This window comes from Oscillospiraceae bacterium (assembly GCA_035380125.1).
Taxonomy (GTDB): Bacteria; Bacillota; Clostridia; order Oscillospirales; family JAKOTC01; genus DAOPZJ01.
Window position 1 is genome coordinate 72543 of sequence record DAOSWV010000012.1, and the last position, 23979, is coordinate 96521.

Annotated in this window: 18 protein-coding genes and 1 pseudogene; 8 read left to right on the top strand and 11 right to left on the bottom strand. The window is 51.0% G+C overall.

What is annotated here, in order from left to right:
* Positions 1-190: 190 nt before the first annotated feature.
* From PK629_06420 to PK629_06470, 11 genes are all read right to left on the bottom strand, one after another.
* Positions 191-865 carry an alpha/beta hydrolase-fold protein gene (locus PK629_06420; GenBank protein HOP11106.1) on the bottom strand — a complete coding sequence of 225 codons (675 nt, stop codon included), beginning with the start codon at positions 863-865 and terminating at the stop codon, positions 191-193.
* A gap of 11 nt (positions 866-876) precedes the next feature.
* Entirely contained in the window at positions 877-3048 is a 2172-nt protein-coding gene (locus PK629_06425) for a hypothetical protein (GenBank protein ID HOP11107.1), read from the bottom strand.
* 252 nt (positions 3049-3300) lie between these two features.
* Positions 3301-4431, bottom strand: a complete 1131-nt coding sequence (gene nspC / locus PK629_06430) for a carboxynorspermidine decarboxylase (GenBank protein ID HOP11108.1) — start codon at positions 4429-4431, stop codon at positions 3301-3303.
* Complete coding sequence (locus tag PK629_06435) at positions 4431-5633, bottom strand: saccharopine dehydrogenase family protein (GenBank protein ID HOP11109.1); 1203 nt, start codon at positions 5631-5633, stop codon at positions 4431-4433. Before PK629_06435 ends, nspC begins: the two co-directional genes overlap by 1 nt.
* Positions 5634-5783: 150 nt before the next feature.
* Positions 5784-6632 (bottom strand): agmatinase, encoded by an 849-nt coding sequence (speB, locus tag PK629_06440; GenBank protein HOP11110.1) that lies wholly within the window; start codon positions 6630-6632, stop codon positions 5784-5786.
* Positions 6625-7476 carry a polyamine aminopropyltransferase gene (speE, locus tag PK629_06445; GenBank protein HOP11111.1) on the bottom strand — a complete coding sequence of 284 codons (852 nt, stop codon included), beginning with the start codon at positions 7474-7476 and terminating at the stop codon, positions 6625-6627. Before speE ends, speB begins: the two co-directional genes overlap by 8 nt.
* A gap of 1 nt (position 7477) precedes the next feature.
* Positions 7478-8926: an aminotransferase class I/II-fold pyridoxal phosphate-dependent enzyme gene (locus PK629_06450; protein ID HOP11112.1), complete on the bottom strand. Its 1449-nt coding sequence runs from the start codon at positions 8924-8926 to the stop codon at positions 7478-7480.
* Entirely contained in the window at positions 8923-9702 is a 780-nt protein-coding gene (speD, locus tag PK629_06455; protein HOP11113.1) for an adenosylmethionine decarboxylase, read from the bottom strand. The genes PK629_06450 and speD overlap by 4 nt, the downstream gene beginning before the upstream one ends.
* A gap of 564 nt (positions 9703-10266) precedes the next feature.
* On the bottom strand, positions 10267-11271 hold the full coding sequence (locus tag PK629_06460) for a potassium channel protein (protein HOP11114.1): 1005 nt from the start codon (positions 11269-11271) through the stop codon (positions 10267-10269).
* Positions 11272-11373: 102 nt separating this feature from the next.
* Positions 11374-12255: an MBL fold metallo-hydrolase gene (locus PK629_06465; protein ID HOP11115.1), complete on the bottom strand. Its 882-nt coding sequence runs from the start codon at positions 12253-12255 to the stop codon at positions 11374-11376.
* Positions 12256-12275: 20 nt separating this feature from the next.
* Complete coding sequence (locus PK629_06470; protein HOP11116.1) at positions 12276-13967, bottom strand: hypothetical protein; 1692 nt, start codon at positions 13965-13967, stop codon at positions 12276-12278.
* A 150-nt stretch (positions 13968-14117) separates the two neighbouring features.
* Between PK629_06470 and PK629_06475 the strand changes: the two genes are divergently transcribed.
* The 8 genes and pseudogenes from PK629_06475 to PK629_06510 all read left to right on the top strand — a co-directional run bounded on the left by PK629_06475 (position 14118) and on the right by PK629_06510 (position 23794).
* A complete protein-coding gene (locus PK629_06475; GenBank protein ID HOP11117.1) occupies positions 14118-14639 on the top strand; it encodes a hypothetical protein in 522 nt (173 codons plus the stop codon).
* 373 nt (positions 14640-15012) lie between these two features.
* Positions 15013-15660 (top strand): hypothetical protein, encoded by a 648-nt coding sequence (locus PK629_06480; GenBank protein ID HOP11118.1) that lies wholly within the window; start codon positions 15013-15015, stop codon positions 15658-15660.
* Between the two features lie 4 nt (positions 15661-15664).
* Positions 15665-16516, top strand: a pseudogene (locus tag PK629_06485) (3-keto-5-aminohexanoate cleavage protein).
* Between the two features lie 3 nt (positions 16517-16519).
* Positions 16520-17506: a GNAT family N-acetyltransferase gene (locus PK629_06490; protein HOP11119.1), complete on the top strand. Its 987-nt coding sequence runs from the start codon at positions 16520-16522 to the stop codon at positions 17504-17506.
* Positions 17507-17517: 11 nt separating this feature from the next.
* Positions 17518-18633, top strand: a complete 1116-nt coding sequence (locus PK629_06495; protein HOP11120.1) for a DegT/DnrJ/EryC1/StrS family aminotransferase — start codon at positions 17518-17520, stop codon at positions 18631-18633.
* A gap of 94 nt (positions 18634-18727) precedes the next feature.
* Positions 18728-19735: a hypothetical protein gene (locus PK629_06500; protein ID HOP11121.1), complete on the top strand. Its 1008-nt coding sequence runs from the start codon at positions 18728-18730 to the stop codon at positions 19733-19735.
* Between the two features lie 169 nt (positions 19736-19904).
* Positions 19905-21605, top strand: coding sequence for a hypothetical protein (locus PK629_06505; GenBank protein HOP11122.1), 1701 nt, complete (start codon positions 19905-19907; stop codon positions 21603-21605).
* A 23-nt stretch (positions 21606-21628) separates the two neighbouring features.
* Positions 21629-23794: a Tex family protein gene (locus PK629_06510; GenBank protein ID HOP11123.1), complete on the top strand. Its 2166-nt coding sequence runs from the start codon at positions 21629-21631 to the stop codon at positions 23792-23794.
* Positions 23795-23979 lie beyond the last annotated feature (185 nt).

The window sequence follows — 23979 nt, forward strand, 5'->3', positions numbered from 1 at the left end:
ATAAATATTAAAAATAACTTATCATAAATTGTGCGATTCGTTTTTTGAACGAAAGTTTTAAATGGCTGCTTCGTTCGGCAGAGAGAATGAAGAACAACCGCATTGAAATTGCATACTATACCTGTCTCTTTCATACGTAAAAAAGCTCGGAACCATACGGTTTCGAGCTTTTTACGTTTTTAAATGCGATTTAATAATATACCGAGAGGGCCTCGGGGATTGGGGAGAAATCGGTGCGCTTGTGAGAGAGCAGCCAGTCGATGATGCCGTATTGCTGATAGGCGGTGTTGATACCGTCGCAGTGGCCGTATCCATCCAGCACAGTCAGCTCTGCGCTGCCACCGTTTTTCACCACCGAATCTACCATCAGCTGCGAATAGACTAACGGCACCCCCGTGTCCGCCCCGCCGTGATAGGCATGCACCGGCGTGGTGCTCAGATTGGAACAGCGCCACGACATCCCGCCGCCCGCCACCGGCGCAATCGCCGAGAAGAAGTTCGGAAAAGTGAGCCCGATCATCCATGTCCCGAAGCCGCCCATGCTCGAGCCGGTCAGCGAGACCCGCGTATGGTCAACGTCATATTCGGCGATCACCCGGTCAATGACGGCTTTAACCTCGTGCGGAATGTTGTCCCAAACGCAGTCGCCCGGGCACTGCGGGCATAAGATCACGGCTTCGGTTTCATACCCGTTTTCAAGCATCAGCGGAATCCCATGGCGGCTGAGGTGTTCGATTACCGTGCCGCGCTCGCCCGCGCCGTGTAAGTAAACGATCAGGGGCAGATTTTTTTTAAACGGTTCGGGCGTAAAGACCTCGAAATTCATGCGGCATTTTTCATCCGCCATGTAAATTTTCTTCTTCATCTTTTTGCTTTCTATTTGTTTGAAATCATGTCGAGTTTGTCCATCCAGTACAGAACATGGGAGGCAAACCCGTGGTTGCAGCTGGCGTTCGGGGTTTCGTTTTCCCAGAGCGTGCCGGTGGTGTCTGCCATCTTGGTGAAAAAGCCCTTGATGTTCTCGGTCAGCTTTTCATATTCCCCGTAACGGCAGAGCAGCTCGAGCCGCAGATAGTTGCCGATAAAGGTATTAGCGGGATAAATTTCTTTCCATTTTGCATCGTCGCGGAAATTCGGCCAGTTCCGTTCCTTGATACGCTGCGGGCCGAAATCGTTGAGCAGAATATTCCATAACTCGGGGCGGGTTTCGCGGGAGGCCGTGCCGCAAAAGAAGGCGTAATATTGGCAGCTCTCGGTGCGGTTTCCGGTCGGATAGAGTTTTCCCGCCTTACCGCGCACCATGTTGTCGCAATAGAATTGGCCGTCAAACGAGAGCTTGTTGACTGTCTCTTTGATTTTCGCTGCTTTCTCGGCGGCAGCTTGATCGCCGTAAAGATGAGCAACGCTCTCGAGCATCCGGGCGTAGAGCATATTGGTCGGGAAGTTCACGTCCTGCACCAATTCGTTGGACTTCGACCACTCCACAAAGACCCACTTTTCCAGTTTTTCGAGCAGTCCGTATTCATTTTCAAACGGCGTAAAGTAGTTCAAGAGCGCATAAATTCGGGATTTTGCCGCGTCGATAAAAGCCCGGTCGCCCGTGCGGGCGAGGTATTCCTCAAGCTCAAGCACAAACCACATCGCCCAATTTGGGATGAAGTTTCCGTCCCGGTGGTCGCCGGGATAGCACATCGGCAGCATGCCGTCGGGCAGGTTTTCGAAATGTTCGGGCAGCAGGAAGTTTTCGAGGAAAGCGTGTTCGACTTCGCTCTTTCCGGTCATCAGGCGCTCGACGCGGGAGGTGAAAAAGCTGTCGCACAGCCAGCCCGCGCGCTCACGGGACGGACAGTCCATGAAGATGGTGAAGGTGTTCTGGCGATAGGTCTCGACTGCGGCGTCAAAGATGGCCTGCAGTTGGGGGTCGGTGCCGTTATATATTTTCTTCGGTTCGTCTGCGCCGAAATAGTTCATGCCGAAATCGGAGACCGTGATGTTTGCGCCGATTGCGGCGATTTTCAGATACATGGCCGTGTACGGCTCGGCGGAGGAGAGGCGATAAGTGCCCTTTTTCAGCCGCCAGATCAGTACGCTGACCAGGTCGGCATGGCTGAAATCGACCGGCTCGCCCGTTTTTTCGAGCAGTTCGCTGTAGGTGACGAGCACCTCGGCGTCGTTTTCGCAGGTAACGGTGAATTCGATCTGCCCGGTGGTGTTATGTTTCATCGCATAGACGGCGAATTCGTTTTGTTTGATCTTCACTGTTTCGGGTGCTTCCGAAACCTTGACCATATCGTAAGAGTCAATATTTTTAGCGGTGAGCAGGGAATTGGTTGTGAGTTCGTTCAGTTGAAAACCGGTCAGGTTATCGGAGATACCCGTGATATGCCTCCTGTAGGCGATGTCTTTGCTGTGGTCGCCGACGGTGAATTTACCGCGCAGGCATACCTCTTTTGCGCCGACATGGGAATAGCGGTTGAGATAACTTCCGCGCGGGATAAAATTCTTATCCTCGGTGCGTGAGAGCGGGACGGGTGTAAAAGCGGAGATATCCGCTTTGGTCGAGAAATCGCGATAGGAGGAATCGAGGTTATAGACCTCGGTGAACGGCCGCTGGAAGCTGTAGCGTTCCGTCTTCTGCTCGTGCTCGGTCACTTCGCGGGCGATGAAGTCGTCGCCGCCGGTATAGGCTGTGACTTTCCCGCCGCAAATCAACTCTGCGCATAAAAAGGACGGCTGGCAGATGTGGTAATAACTCGTGCAGTTATAGCCGAACACCGTGACGGTGACGATGTTGTTTTCCCGGTCGCAGAGCGGAGCAAGCTCGAGTTCGTCGACGCGGTAGAATCCGTGTGCGCATCTTGCGGGGCCGAAGGTAACGAACTTGCCGTTAACCTTAACGATATAAGCAGTTGAACCGGACAACATAAGCAAAACACTTTCGCTCTTTTTGGCTTCACAGCGGAATTCGAGCCAGTGATTGACCTCGGTTTCTTTTCCGGTCTCCCAGACGGGAACGGCCTTTTGAAAGGTATATTTTTTATAATCCATAATTGCCTCCGATATGATCATAATTATCCGGTGTGCGCGGATAAAGGATTTAACCAACTCATTATACTACAGGGGAGAGCCGCCTTCAACCGCTAAAAAGAAAACCGCCTGTCACCGGCGGCAACGGGCGGGTTAGAATCTCTGTTAGATTATGGTTATGAATAACCATTTTTCAGGGCTTGGTGATGGCGAGATCCTTCGACTACGCGCTGTAAACGGCGCTCCGCTCAGGATGACACATAGGTCTTTATGTCAAGACAATCTGTTTTTAAAATCATCGTATCCGAAAGTCCGAATCGGTTCGATGCTGCCGTCCTTTTTCAGCAACGCAATAGAGGGAAGGCATATACCGTTGAAGGTATTGTTTTTGACCATGGTATAGATCGCCATGTCTTCGAAAATCAGTTTGTCGCCGATTTTTAAGGGCTGATCAAAGGAGTAGTCCCCGATGACATCACCGGCAAGGCAGGTCGGACCCGCAAGGCGGTAGGTGTATGGCTTTTCATTCGGTTTACCGCTTTGATACAGCGGCGGGCGGTAGGGCATTTCGATGACATCGGGCATATGGCAGGCGGCGGACGCGTCCAGTACGGCAATATCAATACCGTTGCGGACGATGTCAAGCACCGAGGCGACCAGATACCCGGCGTAATAGGCGACAGCTTCCCCGGGTTCCAGATAGACCTCGACGTGATACTTTTTTTTGAATTTTTGAATACAGTCAATCAACGCTTTTCGGTCGTAATCTTTGCGGGTGATGTGGTGGCCTCCGCCGAAATTGACCCACTTCATGCGCGGGATGAACTCGCCGAATTTTTCTTCCACCGCCGCAAGCGTCTCGATCAGTGCGTCGCTGTTTTGTTCGCAGAGGGTGTGAAAATGCAGCCCCTCGATGCCGTCCAGCAGGTCTTCACGGAAGTGCTTGCGGGTGACGCCGAGACGCGAACCCTCGGCACAGGGGTCGTAGATGCCGTGACCCTGCGTGGAGTGTTCGGGATTGATGCGGATGCCGCAGCTCTTTTTCGCCTCAAGGGCTTTCTCGCGGTATTTTTCCCACTGGGAGAACGAATTGAACGAGATATGGTCGCAGAGCGTTAAAATCTCGTCGAAGTCCTTTTCGGGGTAAGCAGCGGAGAAAATATGGGTCTCTTTGCCCATCTTTTCATGCCCCAATTTGGCCTCGAACAGACCGCTGGCCGTCGTACCCGCCAAATACTTTCCGATGAGCGGATAGACGGAAAACATAGAAAAGGCCTTTTGCGCGAGCAGGATTTTACAGCCCGCCTGTTCGGCGACATCCGCTAAAATGACGAGATTTTCTTCGAGGCGCTGTTCATCGACGACATAGCAGGGCGTCTCGACCGAATAAAGGCGTTCGTTCATCAGTCAACGAGGGTCGGATTAAAGTCCTCGACCCAGGGCAGTCCCCATTTATTGAGCGCGTCCATAAAGGGATCGGGGTCAAACTCTTCCATGTTCCATACGCCGGGTTTGTTCCATTTGCCGTTCATCACGAGCATCGCACCGATCATTGCGGGAACGCCGGTGGTGTACGAGATGGCCTGGCTGCCGACCTCGCGGTAGCAGGCCTGATGGTCGCAGATGTTGTAGACATAATAGGTCTTGGGTTTGCCGTCCTTGACTCCTTGGAAGATGCAGCCGATGTTGGTCTTGCCGACGGTGCGCGGGCCGAGAGACGCGGGATCGGGCAGCAGTGCCTTTAAAAATTGCAGCGGGATGATCTGGTGGCCTTCAAATTCAATCGGCTCGATGGAGGTCATGCCGACGTTTTGCAGGCATTTTAAGTGCGTGAGATAGCTCTGGCCGAAGGTCATAAAGAAGCGGATGCGCTTGATACCCTTGATATTGAGGCCTAAACTTTCCAACTCTTCGTGGTGCAGCAGATACATATCCTTTTTGCCGACGCCCTCGAAATCGTATTCGCGCTTGATCTCCATCGGCTCGGTCTCGACCCAGTGTCCTTCTTCCCAATAGCTGCCCTTTGCGGTGACTTCGCGGATGTTGATCTCCGGGTTGAAGTTGGTCGCGAAAGGATAGCCGTGATCGCCGCCGTTGCAGTCGAGAATGTCGATATAGTGAATCTCATCGAAATAATGCTTTAACGCATAGGCCGAGAACACGCTCGTCACGCCCGGGTCAAAACCGCTGCCGAGCAGCGCGCAGATGCCCGCCTGTTTGAATTTTTCGCGGTAAGCCCACTGCCAGCTGTATTCGAATTTCGCCAGCTCCGGCGGCTCGTAGTTCGCCGTGTCGACGTAATGGGTCTTGGTCGCAAGGCAGGCGTCCATGATGGTCAAATCCTGATAGGGCAGGGCAAGATTCAACACGACGTCCGGTTTGAACTGCTGAATCAATGCGACCAGTTCGTCGACGTGGTCGGCGTTCACCTGCGCGGTGCTGATTTTGGTTTTGGTGGTGCCCTCAAGTTTGGCCTTGAGCGCGTCGCACTTGGATTTGGTGCGGCTGGCGATCATGATTTCGCTGAAAACCTCGCTGTTTTGGCAGCACTTATGGATGGCGACGCTTGCCACGCCGCCGCAGCCGATGATCATACATTTTCCCATGGTATAGCCCTCCTATTATTTTTCTGGAATATTAATTTCACGAAAACGCTCAGGTTTTCGGAACGGTCAAGACCGTTCCCTACCGTATAAGGCGTCGGTATTCTTTTTCGGTTCCGACCGGGCTACAATAAAGTTTTGACATATCGATTTTCATCTTATTAGCTGAAGTAAAACTTCCCGGGTGATTTTGCAGGCCACGGCGGTGGAACTGCCGCTTTGGTCGTAATGCGGGGAGAGTTCGTTGATATCGCAGCCCACGATATTCAACTCGTGAAGCTGTAAAACGGCATTCATCAATTCTTGAAAAGTCACGCCGCCGGCCTCGGGGGTGCCGGTTCCGCAGAAGACCGAGGAATCCAATATATCCAAATCCAAAGAGAAATACACCGGTTGATCTTTCAGCTGGGCGATGGTTTTTTCAAAGCCCTCTAAATCGAATTTGCGCAGATTCGTATGCACTTGTGCGAATTCGAATTCATATTTCTCGCCGCTGCGGATGCCGAACTGATGAATTTTGCCGTCGCCGACCAATTCCCACGCCCGGCGCATCACCGTGGAATGGGATAATTTTTCGCCGATGTATTCATCGCGCAGGTCGGTGTGCGCATCGAGATGAATGATTCGGAGATCGGGATAGCGCTTGGTTACCGCACGCAAAGCACCGAGCGTCACCAGATGTTCGCCGCCCAACATCACAAAGCGCTTTTCATCGGCTAAAAGCTGTGCGGTATGGGCTTCAATCATCGCCAAAACGCGCTCGGTGTTGCCGAAGGGCAGTTCGAGATCGCCGCCGTCAAAGATGCTGTAATCGGCCAAATCTTTGTCGCAGTAGGGCGAATAGGTCTCGATGCCGAAGGACTCGCTGCGGATGGCAGACGGCCCGAACCGCGTACCGGGCCGAAACGAGGTCGTCCCGTCGAACGGCGCGCCGAACAGCACGGCCTGCGCCTCTGCGTATTCGGCATCGCAGGCCAAAAATGTTTGCACGTTTTTATCCATTTGCAAGCAGCTCCTTGATATAATTCGGCAGGGCAAACGCCCCGAGGTGCAGCGGCGTATTGTAATAGCGCGTTGCGATTCCGAGCGCGTTCCAATCGTCCGCTTTGAAGTCGTTGATGGGATCAAGCCCCTTAGAGGCGAATCCGAACAGCCAATGGCCCGAGGGATAAGTCGGGATGTGTGCCTGATAGAGCCGACTGACGGGGAAAACCTGCATGTTGTAGCGGTGCGCCGCCTGCATTTCTTTGGCGTCGCTTTTATAAAAAGAACTCTCGTGCTGATTGACGAGGATGCCGTTTTCGGTCAGCGCGTTGAAACAGCTGCCGTAAAACTCCTTGGTGAACAGCACTTCGCCGGGGCCGAACGGGTCGGTGGAATCGACGATGATGAGGTCGTAGATGTTTTCCCGGCGGCGGACGAATTTTAAGCCGTCCTGAAAATGGAGCTGAACTCGTGGGTCATCGAAACCGCAGGCGGTTTTCGGAAGATATTCCTTGCAGACCGTCACGACGCGTTCGTCGATTTCCACCACGTCAATCTGTTGAATGTGTTTGTATTTGATCAATTCCCGTGCCACACCGCCATCGCCCGCGCCGATGACAAGCACGTTTTTGATTTCCGGATTGACGGCCATTGCGGGATGGGTGATCATCTCGTGGTAGATAAACTCGTCGCGCTCGGTCAGCATCATGATGCCGTCCAGCGTGAGAAACCGCCCGAATTCCACCGAATCGAATACCGAGATATCCTGATAATCGCTCTTTTCATGGTAGAGCTGGCTTTTGACTTTGATGGAAAACCGCACGGTTGGCGCGTGATATTCGCTGTACCAAAGATCGTCCATTTTATTCTCCTTTCAGCACGTTCAGCCGGCTGGCGTTCATGCTCTCCGGACCCGTGACCAGACAGCCCTTTTCGCCGGAGTAGCGGATATACCGGATGATCTCGTCGGTGATGCGCTCGCCCGGCGCCAAAATCGGGATGCCCGGCGGATAACACATCACAAATTCGGTGCAGACCCTGCCGGCGCATTCCTCGATCGGCAAACTGATTTTATCGGAATAAAAGGCCTTCTGCGGGGACATCACCACGATGGGATTGATGTATTCGCTGTCGAGCAGGTCTTTATTGCTGCGCTTATAGACGCGGTGAATTTCGCTGAACGCGCTGATGAGCCGCTCGATGTTTTTATGCTTGTCGCCCACCGAGATGTAGGCCAGCACATTGCCCAAATCCCCGAACTCGATCTGGATGCCGTATTCGTCGCGCAGCAGATCGTAGACCTCGATGCCCGCCAGCCCGAGCCGGAGGGTATTGACCGAGAGTTTGGTGGTATCAAAATCGAAAATGCTGTCGCCGTTGATCAGCTCTTTGGAATAGGCATAATAATCGCCGATGGCGTTGATTTCCTCGCGCGCATAGTCGGCGTAATTCTTCACTTTTTCAAAAATCTCAACGCCCTGCAAAGCCAAATTTCGTCTGGAGATATCCAAGCTGGACAGCAGCAGATAGGAGCCGCTGGTGGTTTGGGTGAGATTGATGATTTTTCGGACGTAATGGGGGTTCATTTTCGGGCCGCATAATAAAATCGAACTCTGGGTCAGCGAGCCGCCCGATTTGTGCATGCTGACTGCCGCCATATCCGCGCCGGCTGCCATCGCCGAGACGGGCATGTCCTTGCCGAAATAAAAGTGTGTTCCGTGCGCCTCGTCCACCAAAACCAGCATGTTCTTTTCGTGGGCGATTTTCGTGATCTGCCGCAGATCGGAACAGATGCCGTAATAAGTGGGGTTATTGACTAAAACGGCTTTGGCGTGGGGATGTTCTTCGACGGTGTGCAGGACGTCTTGAACCGACATCCCGAGAGAGATGCCCAGTTGTTTGTGGGTTTGCGGATTGATATAGATGGGAACCGCGCCGCAGAGTACCAATGCGTTGATCACGCTCTGGTGGACGTTGCGCGGCAGGATAATTTCGTCGCCGCCCTTGACCGCCGAGAGGATCATGGCCTGCACCGAGGAAGTCGTCCCACCGACCATAAAAAAAGCGTTCGCCGCGCCGAAGGCCTCGGCCGCGAGCTGTTCCGCCTCTCGGATCACGCTTGTGGGGTGGCAGAGGTTGTCCAGCGGCTTCATCGAATTGACATCGACCGAGAGGCATTGTTCGCCCAAAAACTCCGTCAGTTCGGGATTGCCCTTGCCGTGTTTATGGCCCGGGACGTCGAACGGTACAAGCCGGTTGTTGCGCATGTGCTCGAGCGCCTCCATCAGCGGCGCGCGGGATTGGTCGCTCATTTCCCGTTCTCCGGATAAACATTCTGGCCACTGAAAATCTCGATCATTTCGCGGCGCAGGGAATTGAGGATTTCCAACCGGGTCTTCGGGGGAATCTCGTAGACGTCGGAATTGAACAGGTAATTTTGCAGCACCGGGTCTTTGATGAGCATTTTGGTATGGAAAATATTCGCCTGATAGACGTTGATATCCACGGCGTCGTATTTCAACAGCGTGTCGTTATTGATGTAGTTTTGAATGGAGACGATGTCCCGGTCGAGGAACAGTTTTTTGCCCTCCATGTTGCGGGTGAAGCCGCGCACGCGGTAATCGATGGTGATAATGTCGGAGTCGAAACTGCCGATCAGAAAGTCCAGCGTGGAAAGCGGGGTGATCTCGCCGCAGGTGGCGACGTCGATATCCACGCGAAATGTCGCAATCGAGGTCTCGGGGTGGTATTCCGGATAGGTGTGTACCGCGATGTGGCTCTTGTCCAAATGCGCCGTAACCGTCTCGCCGCTGCGGTTTTTGACCATGCTCTCCTCGGCGATCAGAAACGTGACGCTGGCGCCCTGCGGCTCGTAATCCTGTTTGGAGATGTTCAGCACGGTCGCGCCGATCATCTCGGAGAGTTTTGTCAAAATCTCGGTCAGACGGTCGGAGTTGTATTGTTCGTTGATATATTTGATATAGTCCTGCTGCTCGCGGGCCGTCTTGGCATAACAGATGTCATAGATATTAAAACTCAGCGATTTTGTCAGATTGTTGAATCCGTACAGCCGTATTTTTTCCGCCATTTTTGTGCAACCTCCAAAAATAAAAAGATGTGCCACAGAGCTGTGGTACACCTTATAAAACGTCGAAATCTATTTTGAGGCAGACAGTGATGCAAACTCTGTCACTGAAACAGAGAGAAAGCCCGCTTCTATTTTGATTCTCAGAGTCTATACAGTATGAACTACTTTTACTACTCTTATTGATCGTTTCACAAGCGTGTACCCTAGTACACTTGGTTATGAAGTAACCAACTGGCAATTGAGTTGCCAACTTATAGAACTTTGCGCTCTTAACGCAATCAATAATGTGAAGCGCACTGGGTTTGCTTCACAATCGGCAGTTGACCCGGCTGTCCGTATGGCCTTTGGTCTCGGATTTTCAAACCGAAACCGGTCAAAGTTGTTCTCGCTGTATGCGATGAGAACGCAGTTATTATAGAATAAAACGTTTTATCTTGTCAAGGGTTTTAAGATATTGGTATAAAGTTTCTGCGGATTTCAAAAAAAACGAAAAAAAGACGGACAACTTAGTATTCTCTGATTGAACGTGATATAAAACGAAAGCGCTTTGCCGATGCATTTAAATTATGTATGATTGATGATTTGATTCAGGGAATGAATCTGCTCTTTCGTGCCCAACACCACCATGGTGTCTCCGCTGTGCAGGGTTTCACCCGAACCGGGGTTGAATTTGAAATGCGGTTCGTCGGATTTTTTCAGCGCCAGAATCAACAGGCCGGTCCGCTCGGGGATTTTTGCCTGAGATAATTTTTTTCCCTCGATCTCGGAAAGATGGGGAACGACGACTTCCTCCAGATCAAGCGTCACGTCTCCGGCGCGGGTGATCACGTCCAAAAAGGAGATGACAGACGGGCGGATCAGATGAGAGGCGATTCGCTGCCCGCCGATTTCGTTCGGGGAAATCGTCTTGTTTGCGCCGGCGCGCAATAATTTTTGGTGAGAGGTGGTTTCGATGGCTTTAGAGACGATATACAGCCCTTGGTTCATCTGTCTTGCGGTCAGTACGGTGAAGACGTTTTCGGCGTCGGTGGGAAGCGTGCAGACCAACCCTTTGGCGTTTGCGATGCCCGCTTTTTGAAGGATGTCTTCATGGGTCGCATTGCCCATGATGGTCAACACGCCCAGCTGTTGTAATTCCTGCACGCGCTTTTCGTTTTCCTCGATGACGACAAAATCGGCGGCGTTTTCCCGCAAGCTGTTGATGACTGTGCTGCCGACATCGCCGGCGCCGCAGACGATATAGTGATTTTTGATTTCCTGTATTTTTGTCTCCATACGCTTTCTCCTCCAGGCAGATTTGAATTCTCCCTCGAAAAACAGGGAGACCAGACTTGTTAAACCGTAGCCGACCATCGACAGGCCCGCAAAAATGATGAACACGGAAAACAGTTTCGCCGAATCGGTCATCACGCCGACTTCGCCGTAGCCCACGGTTGAAATCGTGATCACCGTCATATACAATGCGTCGACAAAATTCACTTTTAAAAGCAGCATGTACCCGATGACACCTGTGATAATGATAGCAAACAGCAGGAATACGACTAATATGAATTTTCGCTTATTTTTCATTGATGCACCTCCGTTATACGGGATGTGACGGGTTTTAAAAAGACTGTGAATTATTTCAATTATACACTGAATACACCTGAAACACAAATGGGATACGGCCTTTTAAACGATCCAGACGGGGCCTTCGCCCTCGACGGCGTGCAGGGTGACGCCCAATTCGTCCATCCAGCGGCGGACAATGACGGTCTTGAAAGGCCCGGAATCAAATCGATTTTCGCGGGATTCGTCCCGCAGACCCGGATTGTTGTCATACAGCCACATGGGTGCGGTCCACATACACAGCTTGGGCTGCACCAACCGGTACACATCTTCGCCGGCGCCGTTTTGCCCGTGATGCGCCATCTGCACGATGTCACTTCTGAGACGCACTCCGCATACGGCTGCCAGCCGATGTCCCGCCCGCAGACCCAGATCGCCTAAAAACAAGGCGGATTTTCCTTTCGGAAAATAGACCTTAAAAACGATTGAGGTGTCGTTGACGGTGGAACCGCCCTGATAGGACGGGTCATAATCGGCGTAATCCGACGGGTCTTTGAGGATTTCGACGGTCATGCCGTCCAACGTGAAGATATCGCCCTTGTGAATGATTTCAGTAATGGGCTCGTATTGGGGAAGCAAGGCATAAAAGGCGCTGTTGACTTCGAGAAAGTGCGGTTCGACGTGATGTACCCACTCTGCCGGCGGGAACTGATACAAGAGCTGCTTGATGGTGATGCCGCAGGTATCGGGCTGTTTGAGGATTTCGCCCAACGCCTGATAATGATCGTAGTGCATGTGCGTCACGATCCACAGCGAAACCTCGGAACCCAGCCGGTGAATCGTCTCGATCAGATAGGGCGCATCCTCGGCGGTGCCGCCGTCGATGACCATGAGCTTTCCACTCGGTGTGGTGATGAGATAGGACATCATCTGGGTCGGGGTCCTATTCGGCGCTTGCAGAATCCGGTAGCCGCCCAAACCGATTGTCAATGTTTTTTCGTCCATGGTGTTCTCCTCTTGCTGCATCAGGAATGGGTGAGTTCTTTCAGTCGGTCGAGCAGCTCGGGTTTCAGGATGTTGATGCCGCCTTTTCCGTCGCTCTCGATCACATCGGCGGTTTCATACAGAGTCATATTGTCAAACTTCCCGGTGCTGCGGATATATTCGAAATCGGCGGCAAAGTCCCAATAGCAATACCGCTCATAGGTCAGCGGCACACCGGTTTCTTCGGCGGCTTTGAGAATGGTTTGGGACTGTGGGTCGTTCATGACGAATTCCGGCGTCATAAAATAGGTGCGGATGGTGATTTCGTCGGGCCGCACTTCCTTCAGCCAGCGTTCCCACTGCCACTCCACATTCATGGGATAGGCGTAGCGGCGGTTGTAGGGGATGGGGTTATGCAGCATTTCCATGTTCAGAATCAGGCAGACCTTTTTGCCGCGATTCCGCGCTCTGCGGGCGCACTCGGCAAGGTATTTCGTATAAGCGTCGCCGCGGATTTCGGCGATTTTGTCAAGTTCCATATCCTGTTCTTCGGCAGCACCCCAGCGGCGGGCGTATTCCGCTTTGATGCAGTCATTATACCCGTAGGCAAAGGGTTCGTCGACGTGTACCGAATGGCATTCGATGCGGTTGCTGATCATCTCGAAACCGTCGTCCATCGCCTGTTCGGCCAGCGACAGCCAATAGGCCTGAACCGCCGGTTCGCAGGCGCACAAGGCGCCGTGCACATATTGGTTTTTGCCCTTGCAGATCGCCATATAACCTTCGCCTTCGGGTTTGTCGAGGGTGAGCGCCTGATAGACGCCGAAGCCGTCGTCGTAATTGAATCCGGCCACGATATGCGGCTCGCCGGTCGGTGTGCCCCGCAGATCTCCGCCCGGGCAGGCATCGATGGGCGTTCCGTCTTTATCGTAAATCGAGATGGCCGCTACCGGCGTATTGGTGAAGCGCTCCTCAGAGGATGCCTCGCTGGGGCAGTTCACGCCGACGACCACATAGCGTGCGTCGATGGAAAGCCCGCTCAGCGTGAGGACTTCGACCGCATCTCCCGCCCGGGTGAGTGTCTTGTGCCCGTAGTCGGGAATCCATTCGGACAAGATGACGTCCTGCTGCGCTTTTTCAACACAACGCGTCAGCGTAAAATCACCTTGGTATTTTTGATAATGTGCGTTGTCGTCGGAAATATAAATCGTGATATGTTGTTTTTCAATGCGGCTCGGCACTGCATTTTGTTTTTTGAGTTTGATGGAGCAGATGGTTTGATTGAATGAATCGGGGTTCAGATCCCAGCTTCTGCGCTTGATGCGCAGTTCGGGATGCTGCTGTGTAAATCGGGTCGTGATCTGCATAAATCCGCCGCTTCGGGCAATGCCGGGGTAATTGCGGACTTCTTCATAATACGGCGAACAGGTCGTCCAGTTGCCCTGTTCCTGCGGGCGCATCACGGCGACCGGTTCAATGCCGTGCCGTTTGGCCGATGCGGCAAAAACACGGCTGAAATTCGGCATGTTTTCGGCTGTTTTCCGGCAGCCGGCCAAGCTCTTTCCCGGCGCATGGTTGTCCCAGCAATACCCATAATCACGATTGCTGTAATATTGAAAATACAAACGGCGGACGCCGATATCCTGTAATTTTGCCATCATTTGATCGACGGTGCTTTCATGATACTCGTTGCGCGCATCGTCGGGGAAATCCACTAAAGCTGACAACATCATCGCTTGCATCTCTCCTTGTTCGGTAAAACTTTAATTTATCTTACCGTTTTTATCGGGTCATGTCAACGTTGACACAAAAACTCTGTGTGATATACTTGTATTGTTACCTTAAAATAAAGCCCCGGCGAGAAGATTCAGACAGGAGCGTTTATGGGAAAACAACTTTTTGACAGCAAAAACACCGAAATTCAATCGTGGGTGATCATTTGCTACGGCAATATTTTACGAAGCCAGGTTCTGGAACAATATATGCGATACTATACAGAGCGGCAGGGGATCAAACTTGAGCTTTATTCCGTCGGGATTGCCGCTTATGAGCAATATCCGGACACGCCGCAGCTGATGGAAGAAGTTTATCGGGAACTGCGCAAAAGAATCGAGACGGACCCATTGCGCCGAAATCCCTGGAGTGAAGAGGCGGAGAAAAAAATCACCGGCGCCGATGTCGTACTCGTCGCCGATGCGCAGGTCAAAGAGGAAGTGTTCAAACGGATGGGCGGCCGGATTGATCGGGAAAAGGTGTATACTTTTTACGAGATGATCTCGGAGGGCGAAAAGGATTTTCCGGACACCTATGATTATGAGCTGAACCGGCAGGATCCCGTTCGGTTTCGGGACGCGTTTGACGAGCTGGGTCGGATTGCGAAAAAGATCCTGGAAGGGTTGAAATAATCCCGCTGCGAAAACGGGTTGTGAAAGTTCCATGTTTTTCGACCGGGAGATAATATGTAATATTTGCGATAATCGAATTTGAAAGGATTTTATATACAAAGAGAACACCTCCGTACAGGAAGGCGTTGTTTTAATACTGCGGATTGGAGGTGAAACACCGAAAAAGCGAGGTTTTTGAGTAAAAATGTTGAAACTATGGACTTTATATAACAATTTGATATATAATGAAAAAAGATTCGCGCCTTGTTGACAATCAATTATATATACAACAGGAAGTGTTCGGAATGCGCAGGACAAGTTTTTGAAAACGGGATGTCTGCCAAAAGAAAAAGAGAGCAACGGGGTCGAGTATATTGTTTTAAAGAGGAATTATATGAAGAAAGTAATTGTGTTCGGAAACAACAACATTGCGCAAATGCTGTATGAAGATGCCAAAAAACGTTCACCCGATTTTGAAATCTGCGCTTTTACCGTCGATGAAAAATATCTGGATGCGGAAGAATTCTGCGGGCTGCCTTTGGTCGGATTTCAGGATGCGGTCAAACGGTATCCGCCGTCCGAATATGCCATGATCAGCGCGGTGGACGCATTTCGGCACATGGAAGATAAAATCAAGGTGTATGAGCGGATCAAAGCGGAGGGATATCGGGTCGAGAATTACATCAGCCCGCTGGCCGATGTGGCCGACAGCGTCACGATGGGTGAAAATAACATTGTCATGGCTTTCGCGCACCTCGGGGTTAACGGAAAAATGGGAAATGCGAATATGGTGCGGCAATCTGTTTATATCGGGCATGATTTTAACATCGGGAATGGCAACACATTCAGCCCCGGATGCACACTGGGCGGATTTTGCGAGATTGAAGATTATTGCTATATCGCCCTCGGAGCGACCGTCTTACATAAAATCAAAATCGAGCGCAATGCGCTGGCCGGCGCAGGTGCGGTGGTGACCAAAAATATCCCGGCCGGAATAACCGTCGTCGGAAACCCCGCCAGACCGCACGAGAAAAAGGAGTGATTTTATGCCCAAAGGGATTATCGTCAATTTTACCCCCACCGGCATGATACCGACAAAAGAACAAAACAACAGCGCGCCGCTTTCACCGAAAGAGGTCATTGCGGATGTGAAAAAAGCGTGCGAAATCGGCATCAGCATGGTTCATCTGCACGCAAGAGACGAAAACGGCGAACCCCATTATAAAAAAGAGATTTATGAGGAAATGATTCTCGGCATCCGGGAATTTGCGCCGGAACTGGTGATCTGCGTCTCCACCAGCGGGCGCATTCACACCGGGTTGGAATAGCGTTCCGAGGTGTTGTTTTTGGATGGGCCCGCGAAACCGGATATGGCCAGCTTGACGCTCAGCTCTTTAAATTTTAACAAACAGGCGAGTATCAACGAGCCGTCTATGATCATGGACCTTGCAAAAATCATGCAGGAACAAGGGATCAAACCCGAGCTGGAGGCGTTTGACTCCGGCATGATCAACTATGCCAAATACCTGATCACCAAAGGGTTGATCACACCGCCGTATTATTTCAATTTAATTCTGGGCAATATCGCCTGTGCGCAGGCGACACTGCTGTCGTCCGGGCTTCTGGTCAGCGAACTTCCGCCGGATGCTGTTTTCTCGTTCGGCGGCATCGGCAATTACCAACTGAACATGAATTCGCTGGCCATCAGCATGGGCTACGGCGTGCGCGTCGGTCTGGAGGACAACATTTGGTATAACCCCGAACGCACCGTCAAAGCGACGAACGCCATGCTGCTGGAACGTATTCACCGCCTGATCGAAGCGAATCAACAGGTGTTGGTAACGCCGACCGAACTCAGGACTCTGCTGGAATTGGAACCGAGAGGAGCTCGGAAATAACCCATGCCGGATGTTTACTTGACACAAGAATACGGGAAACTGTATGAGAATATCGAAAAGGGCGAACTGGTGCGGTTTCAATTTCGGTGTGCGTATGGCGAAGTGCTTTATCAATATCTCAAACGCCCGATTCAATGGAGGGTGGACGGGGTCGAATATTTTGACACCATGACCCCGTACGGCTACGGTGGCCCCTGCATTGTCGAGGTTCGGGAAGGAAAAACCGAGGCGCTTTTAAACTTATTTGAGAAGGCATTGAATGCCCACTGCAGGGAACAGCGGATTGTAGCGGAGTTTGTCCGCTTTCATCCGGTGCTGAGAAACGCCGAGGTGTTTCGCGGCATATATGAATTGTTCAATGTCAGAGAATCGGCGGCGACAAGATTGGATTGTTCGGAGAACCCTGCCGTCAGCGAACTGACAAAAACAGCAAAGCGTGGGGTGAATAAAGCCGTGAAATTCGGCTTGAACGTGCGTATTACCGAAAACCCGCCGCCGGAAATTGCGGGGATTTTTTATCGGGATTACTGCGAACATATGGACCGATTGAATGCGGAAGCGCACTATCGATTCAACGAAGAATATTTCAAAGAACTGTTGATCTCGTTGAACAACAAAGTGATTTTAGCGGAAACGCTTCTGGGCGATGAGGTTTTGGGGCGGGATATCGAGTTGCTCGGGGAAAACGCCGTCTATTGCCATCTCGGTTCGATGAGTGTCAAGGGCACTTCGTGTTACGGCAATTATCTGCTCAATGCCGAACTGATTCGCTGGGCAAAAGAGCGGGGTTATCGTTATGTGGTTTACGGCAGCGGACGCACGAGCGCGCCGGACGATTCTCTTTTGCTCTTTAAAAAGCATTTTTCAAAACATACATCTTTGGAATATTGGCAGGGGAAGCGCATTTCGCAGCCGGAGATTTATGATCAATTGGTAAAGCTTTCGGGCAAAACGGACAACGGGGACTACTTCCCTTCATACCGCAGTTAAAGGAGGGTATTATGGCGGAGAAAAAAACAATACCGGTCACCCGTTCTTCCATGCCCGAGTTTGAGGAATATATCAAAGAAATTCAACCGCTGTGGGAGAGCCGCCGACTGACCAATATGGGGTCAAAACACAACCTTTTACAGTCCGAACTGGAAGCGTATTTGGATGTGCCAAATATTGATCTGGTTTCAAGCGGGCATATGGCGCTCGAAATAGCCATGCAAGCCCTCGAGCTGACGGGCGAAGTCATCACAACGCCCTATACCTTCGCTTCGACGACTCACGCCATTGTCCGAAGCGGATTGAAGCCCGTGTTCTGCGACATCAATCCCGTCGATTTCACAATTGACACGTCTAAAATCGAATCGCTGATTACCGAAAAAACAACCGCAATCGTCGCTGTTCATGTATACGGGAACGTCTGCAACATCGGCGAAATCGACCGCATTGCAAAGAAACACCATCTGAAGGTTATTTATGACGCCGCCCACGCGTTCGGCGTGAAGTACCGGGGGAAGGGCATCGGCTCTTTCGGGGATATCTCCTGCTTCAGCTTTCATGCTACAAAGGTTTTTAATACCGCCGAAGGCGGCGCTGTCTGCTTTGAGGACCGTGAGACGGGTGAAAGGATACACAGGATTAAAAATTTCGGGATTCGGGATTATGACCTTGTAGACGAGGTCGGCACGAATGCAAAAATGAATGAATTTTGTGCCGCGATGGGGCTTTGCAACCTCAGATACATCGATTTTGAAATTGCAAAACGCAAGACGATCACCGATCGGTATTTTGAAAATCTCTCCGACATCAACGGGCTGCGGCTAAATGCCGTTCAACAGGATGTGACGCCGAATTATGCATATTTTCCGGTTATTTTTGATGAAGACAGTTTCGGCGCAGGCCGTGATGAGGTGTTTGAAAAACTGTCCGAAAACGATATTTTTGCAAGAAAATATTTTTACCCGCTCACAAGCGCTTTTGACTGTTACCGCGGCATGTATGATCCCGCGCTCACGCCCGTTGCCCTTGATATCAGCCAAAGGGTGCTTGCGCTGCCGCTTTATTCGGATTTGCACTTGGAAGACGTCGACAGAATATGCAGCATTGTTTTGGGTTGCAGAAAATAACGGCGGTATAAAGATACTTGTTCATAAGTGGTGCAACAATCTCCCGTTTTGAGGAATTTCCGAATATATAAAAGCAGATGAAAGGATACCGAAAATGCAAAAGAACCCCTTTCTGGTCGATGTGCCGGTAAAAATAAATATATGGATACGCCCCGAATGCCAGCGCGTTCAATTCGAGGTTTTAAAACAAGCGCGTCCGAGCGTTTTGTTTTTGATCTCCGACGGAGGCCGAAACGAACAGGAGCGGGCGGTCATTGCCGCAAACCGTAAGATTTTTGATGAGGAAATCGACTGGGCGTGTACTGTCTATAAACTTTATGAAGAACAAAACCTCGGGCTTTATACCATTGGGCGAAAAGCCAGGGATTTGATTTGGAGTAAAGTCGACAGATGCATTTTTCTGGAGGACGATTCCATTCCGTCGGTCAGCTTTTTTCAATACTGCGCGGATTTATTGGAATATTATAAAGATGATGAGCGGATCAGCGTGATATGCGGGTATAACCATCTCGGCGTCAGCGAAAACGTCAATTCGGATTATTTCTTTTCCAAACAGGGCGCGATTTGGGGGAATGCCACTTGGAAAAGAACCGCTGAGCAATTTAACGACTTCGAATACGGCAAGGACCCCTATGTCATGAATCTGCTGAAAGAACAGACCAAGCGCAATAAGACCTTTTGGAAAAGGGTATCCGCCTATGCAAAGCAGGAACTATATGAAGGGCATGTTGCCGCGCTGGAGTTCTTTTATGAGTTCAGCGTATACGGCAGGAATCAGCTTCAAATCGTCCCGAAATATAATATGATCAGCAATATCGGCTGCTCCAAAGACGCCGCGCACGGCGATTCGCTGAATATGCTGCCGCGCGGCGTCCGCAAAACGTTTTTCACGAAAACTTACGAATTGGCGTTTCCGCTTAAACATGCGAAATATATCATTGCGGATGCCGAATATGAGAAAAAACGCAACCGGATCATGGCATATAATGTGCCGGTGGTTTTGTTCTGGCGGAAACTCGAACGGCTTTTTTATAAGGTGATGGCGGGTGATTTTCGCTATATTCGCCAAAAGGTCAAGAAAAAAAGAGAGACGGAGAAATGATTGAAAATACGGGTTTTCGGTTTTCGACCGTTGAGGCAGGCACTTCAGCGGTTTTTTGTTTCGGATTGTAAAGCGGCGCAAAATATGGTATAGTTTGCATAAGCGGTTTTGCCCCTGAAAATATGGATGGGAGGTTATCCGTCCGCGAAGAGGACGGGTAAAAAACAGAATGAATCAACATTATCTGAAAATAGCCGAGAGCCTTGATGCGACGTATGAAAAGAGTAAGACCAAGATCATCAACGATCCGAATCATCTGTTTAACGGCGGTTATGCGGATTCTTATCTGATTTCGGAAACCACCGGTGCGGCGGGCATTTTGCATAATTTGATCTGCACATATTGCTGCAAAGAGAGCAAGTATTATAAAAATCCGGAAGTGCTGGAGAGAATCAATGCCGGGTGTGATTTTATTTTGCGTTCGACCAATCCGGACTGCACCATCAATGTGCTGATTTCGGATTTTCACGCGCCGGCGACGTTTGATCTGTTAAACATTGTCCGCGCTTATCGGATATTCTTAAAATATGCCGATCAGACCGAAGCGGAAAAAGAGACCGCCTGCCGGGTACTGATTGTGATCACCCACCATGCCAAAGGGATGCTGGTGACGGGTTTTCGCACCCCGAACCATCGTTGGATGGAAGCCGCCGCTTTGCTGATGACCTATAATATTCTGGGCTGGCCCGAGCTGAAAGCAAAGGCCGACAAATATCTGGCCGAGGGCATTGATATTGATGAATACGGCGAGTTTACCGAGCGTTCGGCCGGCATGTATAATGCGGTCAACGACAATGCGCTGCTGACCATCGCCGAAGAAGGCAAGCATCCCGAGATTTATGAATACGTTGAAAGAAATATGGATTTGCTCTTTAATTATATCGAGTGCGACGGCAGTATTTTTACCCAGAATTCCCGGCGCAAGGACAAGGGCGAGGGTTCTGCTTCCGGTAAGTTTTTCCCCGGTCATCCGTATTACTTTTTGTATCTCTGGGCGGGCCATACCCTCAAGAACAAGAAGTATCTGAAGTTTGCCGAGGAAATTTTCAACGATTCGGTCGACAACAACCGAGGCGCGCCTAACGCGATGTGGGTTTATCTGCTGAATCCCGAGCTGATTGAGTGGGACTCCGAAAAGGATTTGAAAGGCATCGAAATCCCCAAAACCTATTCCGCTTTCTATCCGCTGTCGAATATCTACCGCCGCAGCAAGGAATATTTCAGCTATTCGATTATCGCCAACAATCCGAACTTTCTATTTGTGAAGTGCGGGGATTTGAATATCTACGTCCGCGCATGTGCGTCCTTCTTTGCGATTGCGCAGTTTGTTCCGACCGAGGTCGTCAAGACCGACGAGGGATACCGCATGGAAATCACGGCCGTCGACGACTATATGCTCCCGTTTGAGACCCCGCCGGCGACTTCGGACTGGTTTGCGATGGATCATTCGATTCGCAAAAAGGTCTGCGTCTGTACCTTAAAAATCACGATTGATTTCATTGAACTGGAGAACGGGCTGAAACTGCGGGTCAAGACCGAGGGCACCGAAAAGGTTCCGTTTAAATTGGAATATGTGGTGATTCCGAACTGCAAAGTGGAGACCGAGAATCTCGTCATGGATGCCCATGCGGGCGAATACATCAGCTTGAAAAACGGGAACGTCCGTCTGGAGCATATCGACAAGGGCCACACCATTACCGTCAAAGGGATGTTTTGCAAACATCTCTACCATAAAACGCTGCGCGGCAGTGTGCCGCAGGTCAAGGACTCGTTCACGATTTACAGCACCGATTTTACGCCCATCGACAGGGAAGTGGAGATTCTCTGCACGATGAGAACGTCCACTTATACCGACGCGGATAAAATATAGAAGAGGGAATCAACTGATAATTTATGGAACAATATCTCGCTTTAGCCACGGAATTTAAACTCAAACCCGAGCATGTGAAAAATATTATCACCTTGATCGATGACGGAAACACCATCCCCTTTATTGCGCGCTACCGCAAGGAGATGACCGGCTCCTGCGACGATCAGGTGCTGCGGGAACTCGCCGACCGGCTGCAATATCTGCGTTCTTTTGAAGAGCGCAAGCAGAAGATCAAAGAGAGCATCACCGAGCAGGGCAAAATGACCGATGAGTTGGCAGCGGAAATCGAAAAAGCCGCGACGATGTCCGCGCTCGAAGACATTTACCGCCCATACAAGCAGAAACGCCGCACCCGTGCAACCATCGCAAAAGAAAAAGGGTTGGAACCCTTGGCGGAACTCATATTAAAACAAGACAGCGGCAGCGACTTATCAATCGCTTTACCGTATATTAACCCGGAGCTTTCCGTCAATACCGTGGAAGAAGCAATCGACGGTGCAAAGGATATTATCGCCGAAATTATTTCCGATGATCCGAAACTGCGCGGGCAGCTCCGCGATTTGATTAAGCGAAGCGGCGTGATCACCTCCCGCGCGGAGAAGACCGAAGAGAAGCAGGAATCGGTTTATGAGATGTATGCCGAGTACTCCGAGCCGGTGAGTAAAATCCCGAGCCACCGCATCTTAGCCATCAATCGCGGCGAGCGGGAAAAGTTTTTGAAAGTTGCAATCGAAATTACGGACGGCTTGGCTTTAACGCCGATCTTTGCGGCGTATGTAAAAGGGACCTCCATATTATCCGAATGGGTGCGTCAAGCAGCCGAAGATGCATGGAACCGCTTAATCAAGCCCTCCGTTGAACGTGAAATACGCGCCGAGCTGACCGACACGGCCAATCAGCAGGCGATCTCGATGTTCGGATTAAACCTGAAGCCGCTGCTGCTTTCGCCGCCGATTAAGGGGAAAACCGTATTGGGCTTTGACCCCGCCTACCGCACCGGCTGTAAAATCGCCGTTGTCGACCCGACCGGCAAAGTGCTTGACACCACCGTCGTCTATCCAACCCCGCCTCACAATAAAACAGAGGAAGCTAAGCGGGAGCTGAAACGCCTGATCGGCAAGCATAAAGTCGAAGTCATTGCCATTGGCAACGGCACGGCCTCCAAAGAGTCCGAGATCTTTGTCGCGGCGCTGATTAAAGAGGTCGAAACGCCGTTGTCCTATATGGTTGTCAACGAGGCAGGCGCCTCGGTCTACTCCGCATCCAAACTGGGAGCCGCAGAATTCCCCGATTTTGATGTCTCGCTCAGAAGCGCCGTCTCCATCGCACGCCGGTTACAAGACCCGCTCGCGGAGCTTGTCAAGATTGATCCCAAATCCATCGGGGTAGGGCAGTATCAGCATGATATGCCCCCCGCTCGATTGGATACTGAGCTCACGGGTGTTGTGGAGGACTGCGTCAACAGCGTCGGAGTCGATTTAAACACGGCCTCAACCTCATTGCTCACCTATGTTTCGGGTCTCGGCGCTGCCGTTGCCGCAAATGTGGTGGCGTTCCGCGATGAAAACGGTCCGTTTGCTTCTCGCACGGCACTGAAAAAAGTGCCGAAACTCGGCCCGAAAGCATACGAGCAAGCCGCGGGTTTTCTGCGCATACCCGGGGCTAAAAATATTCTCGATAATACATCGGTTCACCCGGAATCCTATGATGCTACTAAAATGCTGTTAGGCCAATTTGGGATGACGGTTTCCGATCTCACTTCCGAAAAGGTAAAATCTCTCCCATCTTTAATTAAAGAAACGGGCGAATCCAAAGTGGCACAGGCGGTCGGCATCGGTATTCCGACCCTGCGTGATATCATCATAGAACTGATGAAACCGGGCCGCGATATTCGCGACGAGCTGCCGCCTCCGCTCCTGAGGAGCGATATCCTGAGCATGGAAGACCTGAAACCCGGTATGGAGCTGACGGGAACGGTCAGAAACGTCATTGATTTCGGGGCCTTTGTGGACATTGCCGTCCATCAGGACGGCTTGGTTCATATTTCCGAGATCACCGACCATTATATAAAGCACCCGTCGGAGGTGGTCAAGGTGGGCGATATCGTAAAAGTTTACGTCCTTTCGGTAGACCTTGCAAAAAAGCGAATCTCCTTATCGATGAAGAGACGCCCGACGCCGAACAATTAACGGATCCGACCGATTTCGATAAAAGCAAAAAGCCCGCATCCATATGATTGCGGGCTTTTATGATTTCGAAGACAGGAGTTTGAAAGGTTCAAATCCTAAGATTAAGATAAAACAAAAAGCGGGTACAAGGCCCACTTTTGTTTTTGGTTGCGGAGGCAGGAGTTTGAAAGGTTCAAATCCTAAGT

Excerpts from the sequence above, each read along its gene's own strand:
- PK629_06465 (HOP11115.1), bottom strand. The coding sequence starts at position 12,255 with ATGGACGAAAAAACATTGACAATCGGTTTGGGCGGCTACCGGATTCTG.
- PK629_06475 (HOP11117.1), top strand. The coding sequence starts at position 14,118 with ATGGGAAAACAACTTTTTGACAGCAAAAACACCGAAATTCAATCGTGG.
- PK629_06420 (HOP11106.1), bottom strand. The coding sequence starts at position 865 with ATGAAGAAGAAAATTTACATGGCGGATGAAAAATGCCGCATGAATTTC.
- PK629_06460 (HOP11114.1), bottom strand. The coding sequence starts at position 11,271 with ATGAAAAATAAGCGAAAATTCATATTAGTCGTATTCCTGCTGTTTGCT.
- PK629_06510 (HOP11123.1), top strand. The coding sequence starts at position 21,629 with ATGGAACAATATCTCGCTTTAGCCACGGAATTTAAACTCAAACCCGAG.
- nspC (HOP11108.1), bottom strand. The coding sequence starts at position 4,431 with ATGAACGAACGCCTTTATTCGGTCGAGACGCCCTGCTATGTCGTCGAT.
- PK629_06425 (HOP11107.1), bottom strand. The coding sequence starts at position 3,048 with ATGGATTATAAAAAATATACCTTTCAAAAGGCCGTTCCCGTCTGGGAG.
- PK629_06495 (HOP11120.1), top strand. The coding sequence starts at position 17,518 with ATGGCGGAGAAAAAAACAATACCGGTCACCCGTTCTTCCATGCCCGAG.
- PK629_06450 (HOP11112.1), bottom strand. The coding sequence starts at position 8,926 with ATGAGCGACCAATCCCGCGCGCCGCTGATGGAGGCGCTCGAGCACATG.
- speB (HOP11110.1), bottom strand. The coding sequence starts at position 6,632 with ATGGATAAAAACGTGCAAACATTTTTGGCCTGCGATGCCGAATACGCA.
- speE (HOP11111.1), bottom strand. The coding sequence starts at position 7,476 with ATGGACGATCTTTGGTACAGCGAATATCACGCGCCAACCGTGCGGTTT.
- PK629_06500 (HOP11121.1), top strand. The coding sequence starts at position 18,728 with ATGCAAAAGAACCCCTTTCTGGTCGATGTGCCGGTAAAAATAAATATA.
- PK629_06470 (HOP11116.1), bottom strand. The coding sequence starts at position 13,967 with ATGATGTTGTCAGCTTTAGTGGATTTCCCCGACGATGCGCGCAACGAG.
- PK629_06480 (HOP11118.1), top strand. The coding sequence starts at position 15,013 with ATGAAGAAAGTAATTGTGTTCGGAAACAACAACATTGCGCAAATGCTG.
- PK629_06490 (HOP11119.1), top strand. The coding sequence starts at position 16,520 with ATGCCGGATGTTTACTTGACACAAGAATACGGGAAACTGTATGAGAAT.
- PK629_06435 (HOP11109.1), bottom strand. The coding sequence starts at position 5,633 with ATGGGAAAATGTATGATCATCGGCTGCGGCGGCGTGGCAAGCGTCGCC.
- PK629_06505 (HOP11122.1), top strand. The coding sequence starts at position 19,905 with ATGAATCAACATTATCTGAAAATAGCCGAGAGCCTTGATGCGACGTAT.
- speD (HOP11113.1), bottom strand. The coding sequence starts at position 9,702 with ATGGCGGAAAAAATACGGCTGTACGGATTCAACAATCTGACAAAATCG.